This is a genomic window from Chryseobacterium ureilyticum (assembly GCF_900156735.1).
Taxonomy (GTDB): domain Bacteria; phylum Bacteroidota; class Bacteroidia; order Flavobacteriales; family Weeksellaceae; genus Chryseobacterium; species Chryseobacterium ureilyticum.
In genome coordinates this window covers 960,412-976,719 of sequence record NZ_FTOL01000001.1, presented here as the reverse complement: position 1 = coordinate 976,719, position 16,308 = coordinate 960,412, and the positions used below count along the sequence as shown (strand labels likewise).

At 34.7% G+C, this 16,308-nt stretch carries 13 protein-coding genes; 10 read left to right on the top strand and 3 right to left on the bottom strand.

Translation table 11 applies throughout. The features are described 5' to 3' along the window. Nucleotides 1–19: 19 nt before the first annotated feature. From nudK to BW983_RS04115, 5 genes are all read left to right on the top strand, one after another. A complete protein-coding gene (nudK, locus tag BW983_RS04140) occupies nucleotides 20–601 on the top strand; it encodes a GDP-mannose pyrophosphatase NudK (RefSeq protein ID WP_076550126.1) in 582 nt (193 codons plus the stop codon). Between the two features lie 47 nt (nucleotides 602–648). Then, complete coding sequence (locus tag BW983_RS04135) at nucleotides 649–1,038, top strand: hypothetical protein (protein ID WP_076550124.1); 390 nt, start codon at nucleotides 649–651, stop codon at nucleotides 1,036–1,038. A 3-nt stretch (nucleotides 1,039–1,041) separates the two neighbouring features. Further along, complete coding sequence (locus tag BW983_RS04130) at nucleotides 1,042–1,500, top strand: DUF2750 domain-containing protein (protein WP_076550123.1); 459 nt, start codon at nucleotides 1,042–1,044, stop codon at nucleotides 1,498–1,500. Nucleotides 1,501–1,511: 11 nt separating this feature from the next. Beyond that, nucleotides 1,512–2,189: a DUF2306 domain-containing protein gene (locus BW983_RS04125; protein ID WP_084184301.1), complete on the top strand. Its 678-nt coding sequence runs from the start codon at nucleotides 1,512–1,514 to the stop codon at nucleotides 2,187–2,189. Nucleotides 2,190–2,897: 708 nt separating this feature from the next. Beyond that, nucleotides 2,898–3,278, top strand: coding sequence for a VOC family protein (locus BW983_RS04115; RefSeq protein WP_076550118.1), 381 nt, complete (start codon nucleotides 2,898–2,900; stop codon nucleotides 3,276–3,278). 98 nt (nucleotides 3,279–3,376) lie between these two features. Here the strand turns inward: BW983_RS04115 and BW983_RS04110 are convergent, their stop codons facing one another. Together BW983_RS04110 and BW983_RS04105 are read right to left on the bottom strand one after the other, a co-directional pair. Next, nucleotides 3,377–5,845, bottom strand: coding sequence for an SEL1-like repeat protein (locus BW983_RS04110; protein WP_076550117.1), 2,469 nt, complete (start codon nucleotides 5,843–5,845; stop codon nucleotides 3,377–3,379). 18 nt (nucleotides 5,846–5,863) lie between these two features. Then, the gene (locus tag BW983_RS04105; protein ID WP_076550115.1) at nucleotides 5,864–8,167 is read right to left on the bottom strand and encodes a tetratricopeptide repeat protein; all 2,304 of its coding nucleotides are present in this window, start codon (nucleotides 8,165–8,167) and stop codon (nucleotides 5,864–5,866) included. Nucleotides 8,168–8,400: 233 nt separating this feature from the next. On the opposite strand from BW983_RS04105, the gene BW983_RS04100 reads away from it, so the two are divergent. From BW983_RS04100 to BW983_RS04080, 5 genes are all read left to right on the top strand, one after another. Further along, a complete protein-coding gene (locus BW983_RS04100; RefSeq protein ID WP_076550843.1) occupies nucleotides 8,401–9,150 on the top strand; it encodes a hypothetical protein in 750 nt (249 codons plus the stop codon). A 167-nt stretch (nucleotides 9,151–9,317) separates the two neighbouring features. Beyond that, complete coding sequence (locus BW983_RS04095) at nucleotides 9,318–10,082, top strand: hypothetical protein (RefSeq protein ID WP_076550114.1); 765 nt, start codon at nucleotides 9,318–9,320, stop codon at nucleotides 10,080–10,082. 132 nt (nucleotides 10,083–10,214) lie between these two features. Continuing rightward, nucleotides 10,215–11,174, top strand: coding sequence for a WG repeat-containing protein (locus tag BW983_RS04090; RefSeq protein ID WP_076550112.1), 960 nt, complete (start codon nucleotides 10,215–10,217; stop codon nucleotides 11,172–11,174). A 119-nt stretch (nucleotides 11,175–11,293) separates the two neighbouring features. Then, nucleotides 11,294–12,190 carry a retropepsin-like aspartic protease gene (locus BW983_RS04085; protein WP_076550110.1) on the top strand — a complete coding sequence of 299 codons (897 nt, stop codon included), beginning with the start codon at nucleotides 11,294–11,296 and terminating at the stop codon, nucleotides 12,188–12,190. Nucleotides 12,191–12,388: 198 nt separating this feature from the next. Next, nucleotides 12,389–12,835, top strand: coding sequence for a KTSC domain-containing protein (locus tag BW983_RS04080; RefSeq protein WP_065393285.1), 447 nt, complete (start codon nucleotides 12,389–12,391; stop codon nucleotides 12,833–12,835). A gap of 283 nt (nucleotides 12,836–13,118) precedes the next feature. Here the strand turns inward: BW983_RS04080 and BW983_RS04075 are convergent, their stop codons facing one another. Continuing rightward, complete coding sequence (locus BW983_RS04075) at nucleotides 13,119–16,304, bottom strand: efflux RND transporter permease subunit (protein WP_076550109.1); 3,186 nt, start codon at nucleotides 16,302–16,304, stop codon at nucleotides 13,119–13,121. Between the last annotated feature and the right edge of the window lie 4 nt (nucleotides 16,305–16,308).

Below are 16,308 nucleotides of genomic sequence, written 5' to 3'. Positions count from 1 at the left end.
AAAGAATTCAAACTGCATTATGCAAAATCCAAATATTACTATTTTACAAACAGATATCTTATCGGATAACTGGTATACTTTAAATAAAGTCACTTTTAACATTCTTAAAAAAGACGGAACTACAGAAACCCAAAGCAGAGAAGCTTATGATCGTGGAAACGGAGCTGTAATCTTGCTGTACAACAATGTTTCTAATTCGGTTATTCTTACCAGACAATTCAGGCTACCAACTTATATTAACGGAAATACTACCGGAATGCTGATTGAAGCTTGTGCCGGGCTATTAGATAATGACAATCCCGAAGACTGTATCAAAAGAGAGACAGAGGAAGAAACGGGATATAAAATTTCCAAGGTGGAAAAGGTTTTTGAAGCCTATATGTCACCAGGTTCCGTAACAGAAATCCTTTATTTTTTCATTGCTGAATACTCCCAAGACATGAAAATTAATTCCGGTGGCGGGCTAGAAGAAGAGGGAGAAAATATTGAGGTCCTTGAATTATCTTTTGATGAAGCTCTTACCATGATTGATAAAGGGGAAATCAAGGATGCAAAAACGATTATGCTATTACAACATTTAAGGATTAAAGGAATCTTATAAATATATTTTTTTCTTATATTCAAACTAATAACAACTCAATTTAAACCATGGACAACTTAGAAATCATTAAACATGTAACACTTGCTATTAATCCTGAATACCAAGATTGGGTACTTTTCAAAAACGGAACTTATATTATTTTTGATGACATTACGACGGTAAAAGATGTAAAAGACGAAGCCATTCAATTGATGAAGGAATTTGGACCTGTGTTTGCCGGAGGTTCTGCCGGAGATTTCAGTGTCATTCATTTGAATTCTACCGAAGGCTGGCTTGTTTCCGGTCATGGGTATGGTATGTATACGTATGTACATCCATCAGAATTGGATAATGAAACACCTAATGATCTGGAAATTGGCTTATATGGAAGATCAAAAAGGAATAGTGACGGAGAAAACCCAGAGATTGAACACATCAATAACAGTATAAATTTATAAAATATGCTTCAAGATCATATTACCACCAAAAACAGATACAAAGATTTTATCAAAAAAATTTGTAACACAGAAGTAGTTTATGGATTAAAAGATGAGAAAGGGTATGCTACCTCCTATTCCAACGAGCTGGAGTATGAAGATGGTGAACCTGTACAAATCATTTGTTTCTGGTCAGATACTGCAAGAGCTAAATCCTGTTTAGACAAAGAATGGAATCGTTATGAGCCCTCGCCTATCCCACTTAATGAATTTATCGAAAACTGGTGTCTGGGAATGAACAGCGACGGTTTAATTGTAGGAACTGATTTCGACAGCAATTTGTTTGGCTATGAAGCAGAACCTTTAGAATTAGCCCTTGAAATTATTGAGGAGCTTAAAAAGAATGAAAAGTCATTGAACTTAAGAAAATTTGAGGACCTTGATGATATGGAAAGCCAGATCAGAGAGGTATTAGAAGACTAAAAATAAAGTTCATGACAAAGTCTTTGGGCATAAAGATGATTAAAATAATGGCTGTATTTTCAGTCATTATTTTCAGTATTCTGATGCTGAAAACGATTTCCCAGTATATTTCCGGGGACAAAAACATTGGGTTCCTAGCCTTTAAGCAAGAGGTTATTCATAATCCATACTGGATGGCTTTTTTTTATGTCCATATTTTTTCAATCACACTTTGCCTGTTGGCTGGTTTAACGCAATTTTCAAATCAGTTTCTGAAAGAAAACAAAAGCTTACACAGAATCATTGGAAAGATGTATGTCTATAATACCCTGATCATCAATGTTCCTGCATGTTTTGTTTTGGGACTATTTTCCAATGGTGGATTAATAGGAATTACAGGCTTCCTTATTCAGGATGTTCTTTGGGCTTATTTTACGGTAATAGCCGTCCTTTCTATTAAAAAGGGAGATATTATAAGGCATAAAATCTATATGATCTTAAGTTATGCCATAACGACAACTGCCATAACCTTCAGAATCGTCAAAAATTTAGTCTATGATGATAATTTGTATGATTATGAGCTTTTTTATGGGATCAATGTGTGGCTTGCACTTATTATTAATCTTCTGATTGCTTATGGGATTCTTAAAGCAAACGAATCATCGTTGAAAAGAAATATTCGCAAGGCAGATATAAATGCTGATGAATGATATAAGAAAAAATGCCCCAATGAATATTAAGGTATCTAATAATACGCTATATCTGTGTTTCTGAGTCCAGCGATTACAAAAACGCATAATCACAAAAGAAATGCCAGCCAGAATAGCTATTATAAAAATAAAAAAGAGGATGATAAAAAGGTAAATCCAGTCAAAGTGCATATGATTATCTAGAAAAATTAAGATTGTTTATAAAAAGATAAGTGCTGATAAATAACAGCAACAAAAAAGAGCCGATAAATATCAGAGTATTAAAAAGGGGTTCATATTGATGATTTCTTGTCCATCGGCTGCATAAAATCATTATTATGTAAGAAACCGCTCCCAATATACAGGCAAGAAAAAAAATCAGGAAGAATATCATAGTTATATAAGTAATTAATGTAAATCTATTATTTTAAATCTAAAAAACAAACGATATCGTTTGAAATGGTATTGCTCTACGACAAAAATTCTTTTAAGGCAACATTGGTAAAAAAAATAAGTACCATTGAAATGTATATCAACAGAAAAAGCGCAATAATAAATACAGCACAACGACTCTCCTTTGACCATTCTTTGAAAGAACGTGCGATGAGGTATGAAACCCAAACAAGTAATGCTAAAACAGGAATATAATAAAGAAGTTTCAGTTCCATAAGGCGAGTTCGAGCAATATAATTAAATTTATAAATTGTTTTAAATATTAATAATCTAAAAATGGTAGTGAAAAATATAGATCATATCGTATTAACCGTTGCTGATATAGACAAGACCATTGAATTTTACACTCATATCATGGGTTTTGAAGAAGTAACCTTTGGAGATAACCGAAAAGCTTTAATTTTTGGAAATCAGAAAATCAACCTACATCAAAAAGGACACGAGTTTGAGCCCAAAGCTGAATTTCCAACCTCTGGATCAGCCGATTTATGCTTTATAGCAGAAACTGACATTCATGATATTTTTGAAGAACTGAAGCAAAAAAATATAGAAATTATCGAAGGTATTGTGGACAGAACCGGAGCTGTGGGAAAAATAAAATCTGTTTACTTCCGTGATCCAGACCAAAACCTCATCGAAGTGAGTAACTATTACTAATTGATGTGAAAATTTCTCAAACTTAAAAACCTATGTTTCTATGTGGTTAATAAGAAAATATTTTATTTGTAACCACATAAAAACATAGAATATACTTGTTATACTCCCATATCATTTTCCTTTCCATATGACTTCCAGTATTCATATTTTTCTGGATTAGCAAACGCAGGATCTTCTTTATAGTAATACAAAACTCTTTGTAAGGCATGATGGTAGGTAGAATATTCCAGAGCTTTTTCAAAGTGTTTAATTGCTTTTTTTGTGCTTTGCTTCACTCCTAGTCCTTCTTCATACATAATTCCGTAATAAATGTTAGAATAGGTATTTACTTTATCTTTTTTCAGGTAACGCTGAAGGTTTTCAAAATCACGCTTCTGATAATAGATTTCGGATATTTTATCTTCATTAAAGTAGAATTTCTTTTCTGCCTGCTTGTAATACTCCAGCGCCAGATCATAATCCTGCAGCACATAATCACCATAGAAATACAGAAGTCCCATATTCTGCATTGCCAATCCTTCCCCCAGCTCTATTCCTTTTCTAAAACATTTTAAGGCTTTTTTAATATCATGTGGATAGCCAATACCGTTCTGATAATGATATCCAAGATTATTCCAGGCAATGCCATTATCCTGTGAAGCAGCTTTTTCGTATAGAGCAATTCCTTTCTTCACATCATAAAATTCAGGTTGATCTTCATTCGTATAGATATACCCCAGTTCTACCATCATATCTGCATTTCCTCGTTTTACACCTATAGTGTACAGTCTGATTGTTTCCTTTATATTTCCTTCTTTGGAATATTCTTCAGCTCTTGACATCAAAGTTTTATCATCAAAATATTCTTCATAATTACTTCCTTTTCTTTCTATCCAGGCTTTGTAAAAATCAAGGAAATATTTTTGATCTTTTCCTCTGAGATTATATCTTTTCTCATAGAAAGCTCCCAATTGGCGATCAGTAACCTGATGCATGATTTTTTCGTTATCCAGAATAAACATGTTATTCCCTTTATAAAGTGCAACTTTCTGTTCGTAATAGTCTACTCCTTCACCGATATAATCATAGAGATCGCTTAAAATCTCAGTTTTTTGATCATAATAATGCATTCCGCCTGAAGTAAGAACACGGAAAATTTCTTCTCTGCAGCATTCTATTTTTTTATATTCTTTGGAGATTGGTATCAGCCAACGATCTTCGGAAGCATTATATATTCCCCAGCCATTTTCATCAGAAATCACAAAAACATCTGTCATAAACTTGGTGTAATGATCTCTATGAATATTTTGAATAGTGTATCCTTTTAACATAAACTCATTGCGTTCAGTATTATAAATATGCCATTCCTTTCCTTTTCTGTAAGCAAAAGAAGTATAACCATAATCTGAAACATCCATCATGAGCGTGTCTATGTCTGTATCCAAAAGAGTTCCATCAGGTTTAATGATCTCTGTTTTTTTCTGAAATTTATTCGGTTTGGCAAAATAAAATCCGTTGGATACCGCTGATAATACATCTTCAGGATATTCCCCAATAAAAGTACCATTGAAAGTATAAAAAGCTCTTTTTGAGGTTCCTTCCTGCTTACGATAAATAAGATTATTATAATCATGGTCAAAAGGAGATTCCGAAAGGTCTGCAATAACCTGTTTACCAGACACATCAATTACGCGATATCTCTCCTCTTTTTTAGCATTGAAAATACCTGTGTACCACAATAATTCAAGTTCATCATATTCACAAGGAATAACAATAGCTCCGGAAATAATATCAATCAACCCGCACTTATGATCAACTTCGATGATTGCATAGGCTTTATCGTGTATAAAAAGGTTATCATACGCTTCATCATAAATACATTCCACAAGAACCTTTCCATCATTTCTCATGTATCCGAACTTCCCGTCTTTTTTTATTACAGCAATTCCTTCATCTGTAAAAGCGAAAATTTCATCATAAATGGCTGGTATTATTATATTTCCTTTCTTATCTTTCAGCCCGCAAAGATTATTTTCTTCAAAAATATCTAAAGGATTTTTATATAGCTCCTCATTCCAATACCCAAGACCATAATCAATCCAGTCTGTTTCCAGCATTGCTAGAAAAGTTTCATACCCTCTTCCAGCAAAAATTTCCTTCTCAAGCCATCCCAGATTTCCTTTTGCAATAGCTCTATCATACAGCTTGCTTTTTTCTTTGATTTCCAATACCCAATCTTTCGCCTGAGAGGTATGGCTTTCTTCATTCATATTGAATACGTCCCATGCATCTACCAGAAAAGTATCGTAAGGAAGGGCATCCAAAAGATCAAACATTTTGTTGACAGGCTCATAATATGCTTTTTTGTAAAGCAACTGATAATGCTCACCTATTAACTGAAAAAATGACTTCAACCTAGCTACTCCATTGATTTTATCAAAGTAAAGCAACTTCCCTTTTGATCTTGGGTCACAGGAAAATAAAGGAAAAAGCAGTTCAGGAATCTCATAATTCCATTCACCCAGATAGTGAGAATAGCGGTCGCCGGTTTGAGAATCGATATTATATACGTAAATACGGTGTGCCATATTTTTTATTCTTTATGATTAAAATCCGAATTTTGAAAACAGTCCAGGTTTTTTCCAGGAAGCTTTATATTCATCAGCGATAGGATCATAATCTGCAACGGAGCGTACCTGATCTAAAATTGCGTGAGCTTCTTTTAAGTTTCCAGCCTGATATAATACTACCGCTTTTGCCAATTCAATGCTTTCTACAAGGTCATCGTAGCCCCATTCTTCTTCATTATAGATTACAGTAAAACTTTCAGCAAGTTTTAAAGTTTGATCTTTGTTGTTCAGCTTTTCATAGATTCTTACTCCATAACTTAACCAAAGTACGTATTCTTCCGGATCCATAGCAACATCACATTCAGCATCATATTGACTAAACACTTTCGCAGCTTCTGTATAGTTTCCTTGTAGGAAATCACTTTTAACGATCATATAAATAGTTTTAGCTTTATCAAAAGCATTCAACAAAAACTCCCTTTTATGCTCCAGATACCTTTTAGCTGTTAAAGATACCTTTCCATAATTTTCTTCTTCGTTATAGATCTGCATCAATGCAAACAGCGGGTTCGGTTCTTTTGGAAAACGTCCAGAAAGTTCTTCATAATAAGAACGTCTTGTATTGTGATCTTCATTTTCAAAGCGGGTGTACAATATTCCTTCCAATATATTTTTAGCAGCTTCCAAATCCCTGTAATCGTAATCATTGATTTCCGGATGCTCTTCTGTGTATTCGTACAGATAGCTAAGAGTTTCCTTAGCGTCTTTGTAAACATTTTCAGAACCAAGTACCCCCTGAAGTCTGATCTGCTCGGCTCTGTAAAATGCATTTTTATAAAAATATTCATCACAATCTTCTTCGTACAGATCAAAATACTTATTCAATGCAGATTCGGCTTCTTTATTTTTGCCTTCACCTAATAATGCATCAATCAATACAAAGTGAAGCTCTCTGAACTCCGAATACTGAAGTCCCTCGGATGCCACTGAAGCCGCAGCTGAAGTATCACCAAAAAAACAATATTTAATGGCTAAATTATTACAGCACATTGCTCTGGTGTGCAAATCATTGTGATAGTCACTTTCAAATTGTCCTTCCTCAAAATATCTTCTGAACGCGTCATGTGCCTGTTCATAAATAATGCGGTTTACATCAGTCCATTGAAGCTTATCATTTTCATCTTCAAGTTCTTCTATAAATTCGTTCATATAAACACCTTCATTGTAAATATCTGTTGGATAATCAGGAAAGGCAGGTATTTCAGATGGTGCTGTTTTATATAAGAAGTATTCTGACTCAGCTTTTCTTCTCCACGTTGTGGCATTACATGATAACGTAATAGCTTTTTCCAATAAAGGAATGGCTTCAGCATAACGCTCATTCTCATACAGGAATGTTCCCGAAAAATGATAGCCTGCAAAAACTTCAGGACGAGCACCCATCACTTCAAGAGCATGGTGGTAATAAAAATCGTGAGCAACATTAAGCATATCACTGTAATTTCTTTCAATAATCAGCTGATAATAAAAAACATCAGGATTATTGTACCCATTTTGAATCATTTCAGCGAATCGTTGGTGCCATTCTACCAGTCTTTTGTGGATATGTATTGCAGAATTTGATCCTTTAATCGCTTTCAGCATCAATTGTAAAGAAAGGTCAGGAGCTCCGTTTTCATAAGCTATGTCCGCAAGATCTATCAGCTCAGATTCATTTCTGGTAATAAAATGACGATATCCCTGCTCAATAATTGCTGTAAATCCCTCCCCAGAAACCATTTTTTCATGGTCAAGAAGATAAATCTTTTTCATCCAGAAAAGGGAGATATTTCTGTCTCTTACTTCTCGTTCATCAGCATGGGCTTTCTGGAAGTAATATATTCCTGCTTCAAGGCTGTTCAAAAGTGCTTTGTTTTCCTCCAGTGATTCGTATATTTTCACAAGGAAATCATAGCCATAGCCCGCGTAGTCCGGATCATCCAGCATGCGTTCTGCATAGCCAATGAACTCTTCTTTATTTTCCTGAGTAATATGTTTTTTACTTCTGGCGATCTGCATCAGAGTATATTCATTACCCAAAGGATAATTCAGAATATTATATAATGCCTTCTTATTATTCGGATTTAGCTGAAGTATTCTTCTTAAATAAGGAATAACATAATCTCTGATGGCATCATAAATAGCCTCATGTCCGTCATAGTATACAAAATCATGATAAGCTACTGCCATTAAAAATAAGACTTCCTCATCTTGGGGATGAGATAGTAAGTGTTGTTTCCCTTCTTCAATGCACTGTTCCAGATCTCCTCTGTAAAACAGTTGTTCTAAATTATTATACATTATTAATATTTTGTTCTATAATTCAATCACTATATTTCCATTCTACCTTAGCATAATTGGAATTCATGATATCAGGCAGCAAAATATAAAAAACAAAAGAAAAAACAAGTGCCAAAGCTTATAAATCCCCGAAACCAGTGAGTAAATAATTCTGATTTATAACCGGAATTGGAGTGTTAAGTTTTAATTTTAGCCATCATTAAAAAAATACAGATTTCTCAACAATAATGAATATGAAAAAATTAATTGCGGGGCTCGCTTTGATATTATCTTTTCCTGTTTTAGCACAAAAAAATTCTGCAAAAAATAAGCTGGTTCTTTACAGCTATCAGCCTTTTGGATGTGATAATAAAGGATACTTTGATCCTTCAAAATATAAGAAAGAAGAGATAGATGGCACTTACAAGCTGTTATATCCTTTGAGTTGGTCTCCGTTTTCTTCACTCGTTGTATTTAATCCAGCCAAATTTGATATGGTGCGCAAAAATAATCCGCAACTTTTACAACAAGTAGAAAAAGAGTACCAGACAAGAAGAAAAGAACTTACCAATCTTACAATTATCAATCTTCCCGTATGGAAAAAGAAACATGCTGAAGCGATTCAGTTGCTGGACAATGAATATCAACTCCGAAAGGAAACCCTAATGGCTTATGCTGATCCCAAATCCTTGCAAAACAGCAAATTTTACAATACCTGCAAAGAAACTATTGATGCTATAACATCTGATAACCGACAAAAAATGTATGTATACTGGAAAAACACATTTGAAGAAAAATATAAGGATAACCCTCAAGCTAAAGAGACCTTTGATAAGAAATGGAATGATGAACGAAAAGATGATATTGCTTTGATTGATCTTATTAATATTTATAACACCTGTGCCAATCATAGCTTCAGAAATACTATAGAAGATGATGATATTTTATTCAAAGCTTTTGATAAAATATTTGTACAACTTAAAAGGAATTGTGACGAGCCATAGTTCTATAATCTTCGTATACTCCCTGTATTTAAAGCAAAAAATCAAAATTCTCATTAAATTGCAAAAATGACTGTATAAAATTGACATAATTCTTTAATTTTCAAATTTAAAGCCTTAATTTTGCGGGGTAATTATAGAAAATTCGGATTCTTTCAACGACTATGCGCATGGAAAAAATGATGATCGGGCTTTACCTAGCTCTATCTGTAACTGTTTTGGGACAAAAAAGCCCTGCAAAAAACACCAATCTGACACCGTACAGCTATCAGACATTCAATTGTGATAACAAAGGGTATTTTGATGCTTCCAAATATGAAAAAGAGGAAATAGACGGGGTAAATAAATTATTATACAAATTCAACGGGGTTCATTTTGATACGAATCCTATCTTTAAACTTTCCAGCCTAGAAGATGTTCGTAATAATAAAGACCTTCACTTAGAAAACCTGGAAAGACAATATCAGGAAAAGAAAAAAGAGCTTTACAGCCTTAAGGTTATTGATCTTCCCGTATGGAAAAAGCTTTACGAAAACGCCATACAAACTTTTGAAAATGAATATGAGCTGAATAAGGAAGAAATCATTGCTTTTTCTGATCCTTCTTCACTGAAAAACAGCAAATTCTATTCTACGTGTAGAGAATCCATAGACGCTATATCATCTCCCGACAAAGATAAAATGTTTGCTTCATGGAAAGCATATACAGAGTTAAAAAGCAAGAACAATGCAGATCCGCAAGGGGTAATGAATCGTTTTAATACTAAACTGAATGATCCTCAAAAAGAAGATTATGCTCTTATTGATATGATTGGCTTAAGCTTTCATAACTGCGCCAACAGTAGTTTCAGACAGAAACCTGAGGAAGAAGCTACAGCATACAAGGATTTCGATAAAATTTTTATGAAGCTAAAGAAAAACTGTGATATGCCTTAAATAAAAAGGATTTATCATTTTAAATAATATGACAGTACTCATTTTGGGTACTGTTTTTTTATTTTAATAAAATTCAATATATATCTTTATGAATTACATGAATTTATTAATTTTACGGCTAACTGATTAACTATGAAAAAAGGAATATATAGCTTGTGTGTTTTTTTAACTGCCTTATCTGTAAAGGCTCAAATTGATATTCCTTTTAATCTGGTGACCCTGACAAATCATACTTCCTATTATCAGACACCACAGGACACTCTGCTTCCTACATATCAAAACGGAGCATTTATTTATATTAATCAGAAAAACGGACAACCTGCCTTCCCAAAAAAGTTCAGAGAAGCTTATCCCTTCTATGGAAAATCAGCATTGGTTTTTGATACTGAAACCCAATCTTATAATGTAATAGATCGTTCTGGAAATTTACTGTTAAATAGTGGCTTTATTTACAGAATCAATAATCGTTCAACCTCTGGAAAAGGTTTTTTCGGTTTCTTTATAAGCAAAGAAGAAAATAGCAGTGAGTTTTTCTTTAATATGTTTGAGGGAACCTTCAGTACTCAACGCAATAGTACTTATGGTGGATATCCTATATTATTCAAATTTCCTTTCGTAAAAAATCAGGCTGGGAAATATGTTTTAAAATCCAACCATTTTGAGGTTGATAACGCAACACCTCTTGACGAAAATTATTTCATGATTGTAAAGGATGGAAAAATAGGTATTATTGATAAAGCCGGAACAATTCTTGTCCCGATTGAGTATGAAGAATCCCCAGTTGAGTACACAGAAAAAAGAGCGAAAGTTGTTAATATTATTCCTTTACGAAAAGGAAATACCTGGTATTATTATACCACACAGGGAAAATTAATTACTACGAGCCCCATGTTTTGCCATACTCTGTTATATGGGCAAACGAAGCTGGGAATCTACCAAAAAGGGACAAAATTTGGGCTTCTTTATACTGATGGAAGTACACTTGAAAAAGAATATGACTGGATATCTGAGGATGGGCTCCTGGCAAGAGCCGGAAATGATTTCTATTTTATTTTTGAAAAAAGAATCATTCCGTATTATGTAAAAAACTGAGAAATATTTTCCACCTTTTTATGATATTTGTAGAGAACGGTTAAGGGAAGGTTAATGACCTTTACTTTCTTTGTCAGGATTTTAAATAGATTTAATTTCGTTGAGTTAATAATACTCATATGGATTTTCTTTATCTTTTTTTAACGGCTTTTGTCAGTATATTTATTTCTGCACAAAAAAGCCCTGCTGTTATTCCTTTTTCTCTGGAAAACAACTCTATTTATCTACATTGTAAAGTCAATAAAACTGAAAACGTTAAATTTCTGTTTGATACGGGAGCTAACGGATCTGCTATTAACAGTAACTCCAAGAAAAAAGTAAACCTTACCATCAATGGAAAGTCTGAAAACAAAGGTTCAAACGGAGTCAATACGGTAGATTACAGCGACCACAACACCGTACAATTCGGAAATATTGTGAAAACAGATGTTTCATTGACTATGATCCCTTATGAAAAGGCTAATTTTGATGGAGTTTTTGGTACGGATTTAATGAAAGGAAAGATTATTGAAATTGATTATCAGAAGAATGTCATCCGCTTTTACGATGAAAATGATTTGGCAATTGATTTTTCAGGATATGAAAAAATGAAACTTCACATGATCGATGACTATCCTGCTGTTGAAAGTACAATTATGGCAAACAACAAGGAATATTCAGGGTTTTTCGGTCTTGATAGTGGTGCAGATGATGCGCTCACTATTGCTTCTCCGTATGCGAAGGAAAATGCTTTAGTTGATCAGATGAAAACTATAGGAAAAGCGACGGCTCAGGGATCGGATGGCTCTGTGTATGTAATGTCTGTGGTTCTATGCCCTTCTATTATATTTGCACAAAAGTATCTTTATAATGTTCCTATTACACTTTCCGGTTCCACAGAAGGAATTGATTCTACAGAAAAAATGGCTGGATTTTTTGGAAACAAATTTCTGAAGAGATTCAATACCATTATTGATTTTAAAAATGAGTATATCTATTTTAAGCTGAATAAGCATCTGTATTCGGAGTTTGGATAATTAATACGATGTTAAATTTTTTGCAAAGTTTTTAATCTTCTTTAAATTTCATAAACTAACTGAGTAGCATCATTTTTAATTCAACTTTTTAACAAAAAGCCAGTTCAAAAAGAGCATCAAATAAATTAATAATGAATAAGTTACGTTTTTTCGGATTTATTTCCTTAATTTTGCACCCCGAAAATAAGAATTCAAGTTATGAAACGAATTGGTGAGCACAGAACACTTCTTGGAGTAGATAAGAATGTGACTTTAAAAGAGTTAAAAACAATTTACAGGAATGTAATGAAAGATACACACCCTGATAAATTTATCAATGACGAAGCTGGGCAGTTGGCTGCGGAGGAAAAAAGTAAATCTGTTATTGAAGCTTACCACTTTTTAGTAAGCATCAACCCTGAAACTCAGGAAAAATATAAAGAAGAATATACTGAGACGATTACACAATCTAATATTCAGGATTTTTATCTTGAGAAATCTATTTTAACGGTTCAGCATTTGAATGGAAAAAGCTATGAATACATGGGTGTTCCAAGAAATACTTATATCAAAATGGTGAATGCGGATTCTCCAAGTCGTTTTGCAAGAAGGCACATCTACGGAAACTTTGTCTTCAGAAAGGCTGGCGAGGCTATGGCAGACTAATTTTTTTCAATTATAATATACTAAGGCTTTCAGTTTATTCTGGAAGCTTTTTTATTGTTTTTTAGCCACTAATGCACGAATAATTATATTTACATTACAATCAGTTTTTTTATATTTTGAACCATATAGAGAAGCAGGAGGTAGTACTTTATACAGTGATAAGTTCTAAGGAAGATCAAGAATCTCATATAGAAGCATCAAAAAAATTCGTGCATTAGTTGCAAAATAAAAAGCGCCTCAGATTTTCTGAGGCGCTTTCGATTAATTAAAGGTATATGTTATTTTATTTGTCTAAATGCTTAGGAGTAAATCCGTCTTCATTTAATTCTCTGTGTACATAATCAGCCTTCATTTCAGCTTCGTAGTCTACTTTAGTATCTTTACCCATTCTTCTTAAGATAGAGTCAAATAGAGAGTATACTACTGGTACAATGATCAAGGTAAGGAATAGAGACGATGTCAAACCACCGATTACTACCCATGCAAGACCTTTGTTCATCTCTGCTCCGGCACCTGTTGCCAATGCGATTGGTAGCATACCGAAGATCATCGCAATTGTTGTCATCAAGATCGGACGAAGACGGGCGTGGTTCGCCTGAATCAATGCATCGTGAGTTGTTGCTCCTGCTGCTTTTCTTGCATTCGTAAAGTCAACGATCATAATCGCGTTCTTCGCAACAAGACCAATCAACATGATCATACCAAGCATAGTGAAGATGTTCAACGAGTTAGCTGTTAAGGCAAGGATTACCATTACCCCGATCATCGCCAACGGAATAGAGAACAATACCACGAAAGGATATACGAAACTGTCATATAATGATACCATTACTAAGTATACCAATACGATAGCCGCTAATAATGCAATCCCTAAAGTACCGAAACCTTCCTGCTGGTTTTCCATATCACCACTCCAGATGTAATCTACACCGATAGGTTTTTTCTCGTTCATGAATTTAGCAGCCCATTCGTTTGCAACGTCTCCAACTGGTCTACCTACTGCTTTAGCTCTTACTTTTACAGAAGGTGATTTGTCTCTACGTTCAAGCAAACTTGGTCCTGAACCCATTTTTACTTCAGCAAACTGGCTCAAACGAACCTGTTGTCCCTGAGGGTTTGTAAACATTAGGTTTTTAACATCATCAATGGATTGTCTGTTCAGGTCTCCAAAACGGATGTTGATATCATATTCGTACTCTCCTGCTCTGAATTTCCCATCTGTGTTACCGTTAAATGCAGTCTGCATTGTTTGTCCAACACTTGAAAGGTTTAAGCCTAAAGAAGCCATTTTATCTCTATCAATATTTACCTGCACTTCAGGATTTCCTGAGTCTGTAGATAATTCTGCATCTACTGCTCCCGGAACCTTTTTCAATAATTCAAGGATTCTGGTTGCTTCTTTTACTGCAGTTGCGTTATCCGGAGCTGTTACTACCATTTCGATAGGAGCATTTTCCGCACCCATGATACCGATTGGAGCTGTTTTAAATTCTACTCCTGTAAATTTCTCTTCTAATGCTCTTTTTACTTTTGCAGCTTTGATGTTGGTACTTTCAGAACGTTCAGATTTATCTGTAAGGTTTACCTGAACTTCAGACTGGTATGTTGTTGCCTGAGCTCCACCAAAACCTGTTGACTGCTGTCCGACTGTGGTAATCAAGTCTACAACGTCTTTATCATTTCTTAAATACTTCTCAACTTCAAGCGTTAATTGGTTTGTCTTCTCAACAGTTGCGTCTTTTGAAAGCTCCATCTGTACTAAGAACTGACCACGGTCAATCGGCGGGAAGAATTCACCTCCGATGAATCCAAAGATTACTAATGAGAATGAACTGATTAGAATAATAAATGTAATCACAACAGTAGAAATTCTTCTTAACGTTGTTTTAAGACACCATTCAAGAATATCAGTTACCCAATGAGTGAACCCATCAATTAAACCTTCAAACCAAAGAATGAATTTTTCAAACCAGTTTTTACCTGTTAAATGCTCTAGTTTACCAAATCTTGATGATAACCAAGGAATGATGGTAAATGAAGCTAATAATGATAGCATTGTCGCAATAACCACCGTGACGCAGAACTGAGCCAAGATGTTTGCCACAAGACCTGAACTCATCGCAATCGGTAAGAATACCACCACAATTACCAATGTAATCGCAGCAACGGTAAACCCGATCTCAGAAGCTCCGTCGTATGCTGCTCTGATTTTACTTTTACCCATCTCCATGTGACGGTAAATGTTCTCCAATACCACAATCGCGTCATCCACAAGGATACCTACCACAAGCGATAGTCCAAGTAAACTCATTAGGTTTAGGGTATATCCCATTAGGTTCATTCCAATGAACGCTGCCACTAATGAAGCCGGAATAGAAACCATTACAATAAATGCGTTTCTGATACTGTGAAGGAATAATAGCATTACAATTGCCACAAGAATAATCGCTAAGAATAAGTCGAAAATTACGTGGTTTGCAGATTCAAGGGTAAATTCTGTAGTATCGTTTACAATTTTCACTTTTACTCCCTGAACTTTATATGCTTCTTCTACTGTTTTAATCGTTTTCTGAACACTTTCAGATACAGCCACCGCATTGGCGTCAGACTGTTTTTTCACCTGCATTAAGATCGTCGGAAATTGATTGAATCTTGCTACTTTTTCAACATCTTTCTGAGAGTCAAAAACAGTTGCAATATCAGATAAACGTACCTGAGCTCCGTTTTTATTGGAAACTACAAGGTTGTTCATTTCTTCTGTTGACTTATACTTTCCTGATAATCTGATCGTAGATTTCGTAGTTCTTGTTTTCAAGCTACCTGTAGGGAAGTCTAAGTTTGAAGAAAGAATTGCCTGCTGAACATCTCCGATTGAAAGTCCATACCCTTGTAATTTCTTCTCATCAAGATTTACCTGAATCTCTCTTTCCTGACCACCCACAAGATCTACCTGCGCCACACCATTTACACGGGAGAAGATAGGTTCTATCTTTTTATCCAATAAGTCATAAAGTTCCTTACTGTTCAGTTTATCAGATGAAACACTCATCGTGATAATGGGTAAATCATCTAGGGAGAATTTATTCAGTGATGGTGCTTTTACGTCATCCGGAAGGTCTGCAAGAATAGCATTTACCTTTCTCTGAGCATCATTCAGCGCAAAGTCTACATCGGCACCATCGTTCAGCTGAACCATGATTACGGATAAACTTTCATATGAAGAAGATTCTACTTTTTTTACGTTTTCCAAAGAACCTACGGCATCCTCAATCTTTCGGGTGACGGAGGTCTCCACCTCTGCTGGCGAAGCTCCCGGATATACCGTAGAAATGGTTACCATGTTGGTTTCAAACTTCGGAATCAATTCGTATCCCATGAGCGTATAACTCAGGATACCTCCCAGCGTCAGAATTGTAAATAATACAATTACCAACGAGGGTCTTTTAATCGATATTTCTGCTAACTTCATAAAT

What these genes read in the sequence shown, in the direction of transcription:
- BW983_RS04080 (WP_065393285.1), top strand. Translation starts at nt 12,389, where the DNA reads ATGAAACGAATTGGTGAGCACAGAACACTTCTTGGAGTAGATAAGAAT.
- nudK (WP_076550126.1), top strand. Translation starts at nt 20, where the DNA reads ATGCAAAATCCAAATATTACTATTTTACAAACAGATATCTTATCGGAT.
- BW983_RS04085 (WP_076550110.1), top strand. Translation starts at nt 11,294, where the DNA reads ATGGATTTTCTTTATCTTTTTTTAACGGCTTTTGTCAGTATATTTATT.
- BW983_RS04105 (WP_076550115.1), bottom strand. Translation starts at nt 8,167, where the DNA reads ATGTATAATAATTTAGAACAACTGTTTTACAGAGGAGATCTGGAACAG.
- BW983_RS04095 (WP_076550114.1), top strand. Translation starts at nt 9,318, where the DNA reads ATGGAAAAAATGATGATCGGGCTTTACCTAGCTCTATCTGTAACTGTT.
- BW983_RS04125 (WP_084184301.1), top strand. Translation starts at nt 1,512, where the DNA reads ATGACAAAGTCTTTGGGCATAAAGATGATTAAAATAATGGCTGTATTT.
- BW983_RS04100 (WP_076550843.1), top strand. Translation starts at nt 8,401, where the DNA reads ATGAAAAAATTAATTGCGGGGCTCGCTTTGATATTATCTTTTCCTGTT.
- BW983_RS04075 (WP_076550109.1), bottom strand. Translation starts at nt 16,304, where the DNA reads ATGAAGTTAGCAGAAATATCGATTAAAAGACCCTCGTTGGTAATTGTA.
- BW983_RS04115 (WP_076550118.1), top strand. Translation starts at nt 2,898, where the DNA reads ATGGTAGTGAAAAATATAGATCATATCGTATTAACCGTTGCTGATATA.
- BW983_RS04135 (WP_076550124.1), top strand. Translation starts at nt 649, where the DNA reads ATGGACAACTTAGAAATCATTAAACATGTAACACTTGCTATTAATCCT.
- BW983_RS04090 (WP_076550112.1), top strand. Translation starts at nt 10,215, where the DNA reads ATGAAAAAAGGAATATATAGCTTGTGTGTTTTTTTAACTGCCTTATCT.
- BW983_RS04110 (WP_076550117.1), bottom strand. Translation starts at nt 5,845, where the DNA reads ATGGCACACCGTATTTACGTATATAATATCGATTCTCAAACCGGCGAC.
- BW983_RS04130 (WP_076550123.1), top strand. Translation starts at nt 1,042, where the DNA reads ATGCTTCAAGATCATATTACCACCAAAAACAGATACAAAGATTTTATC.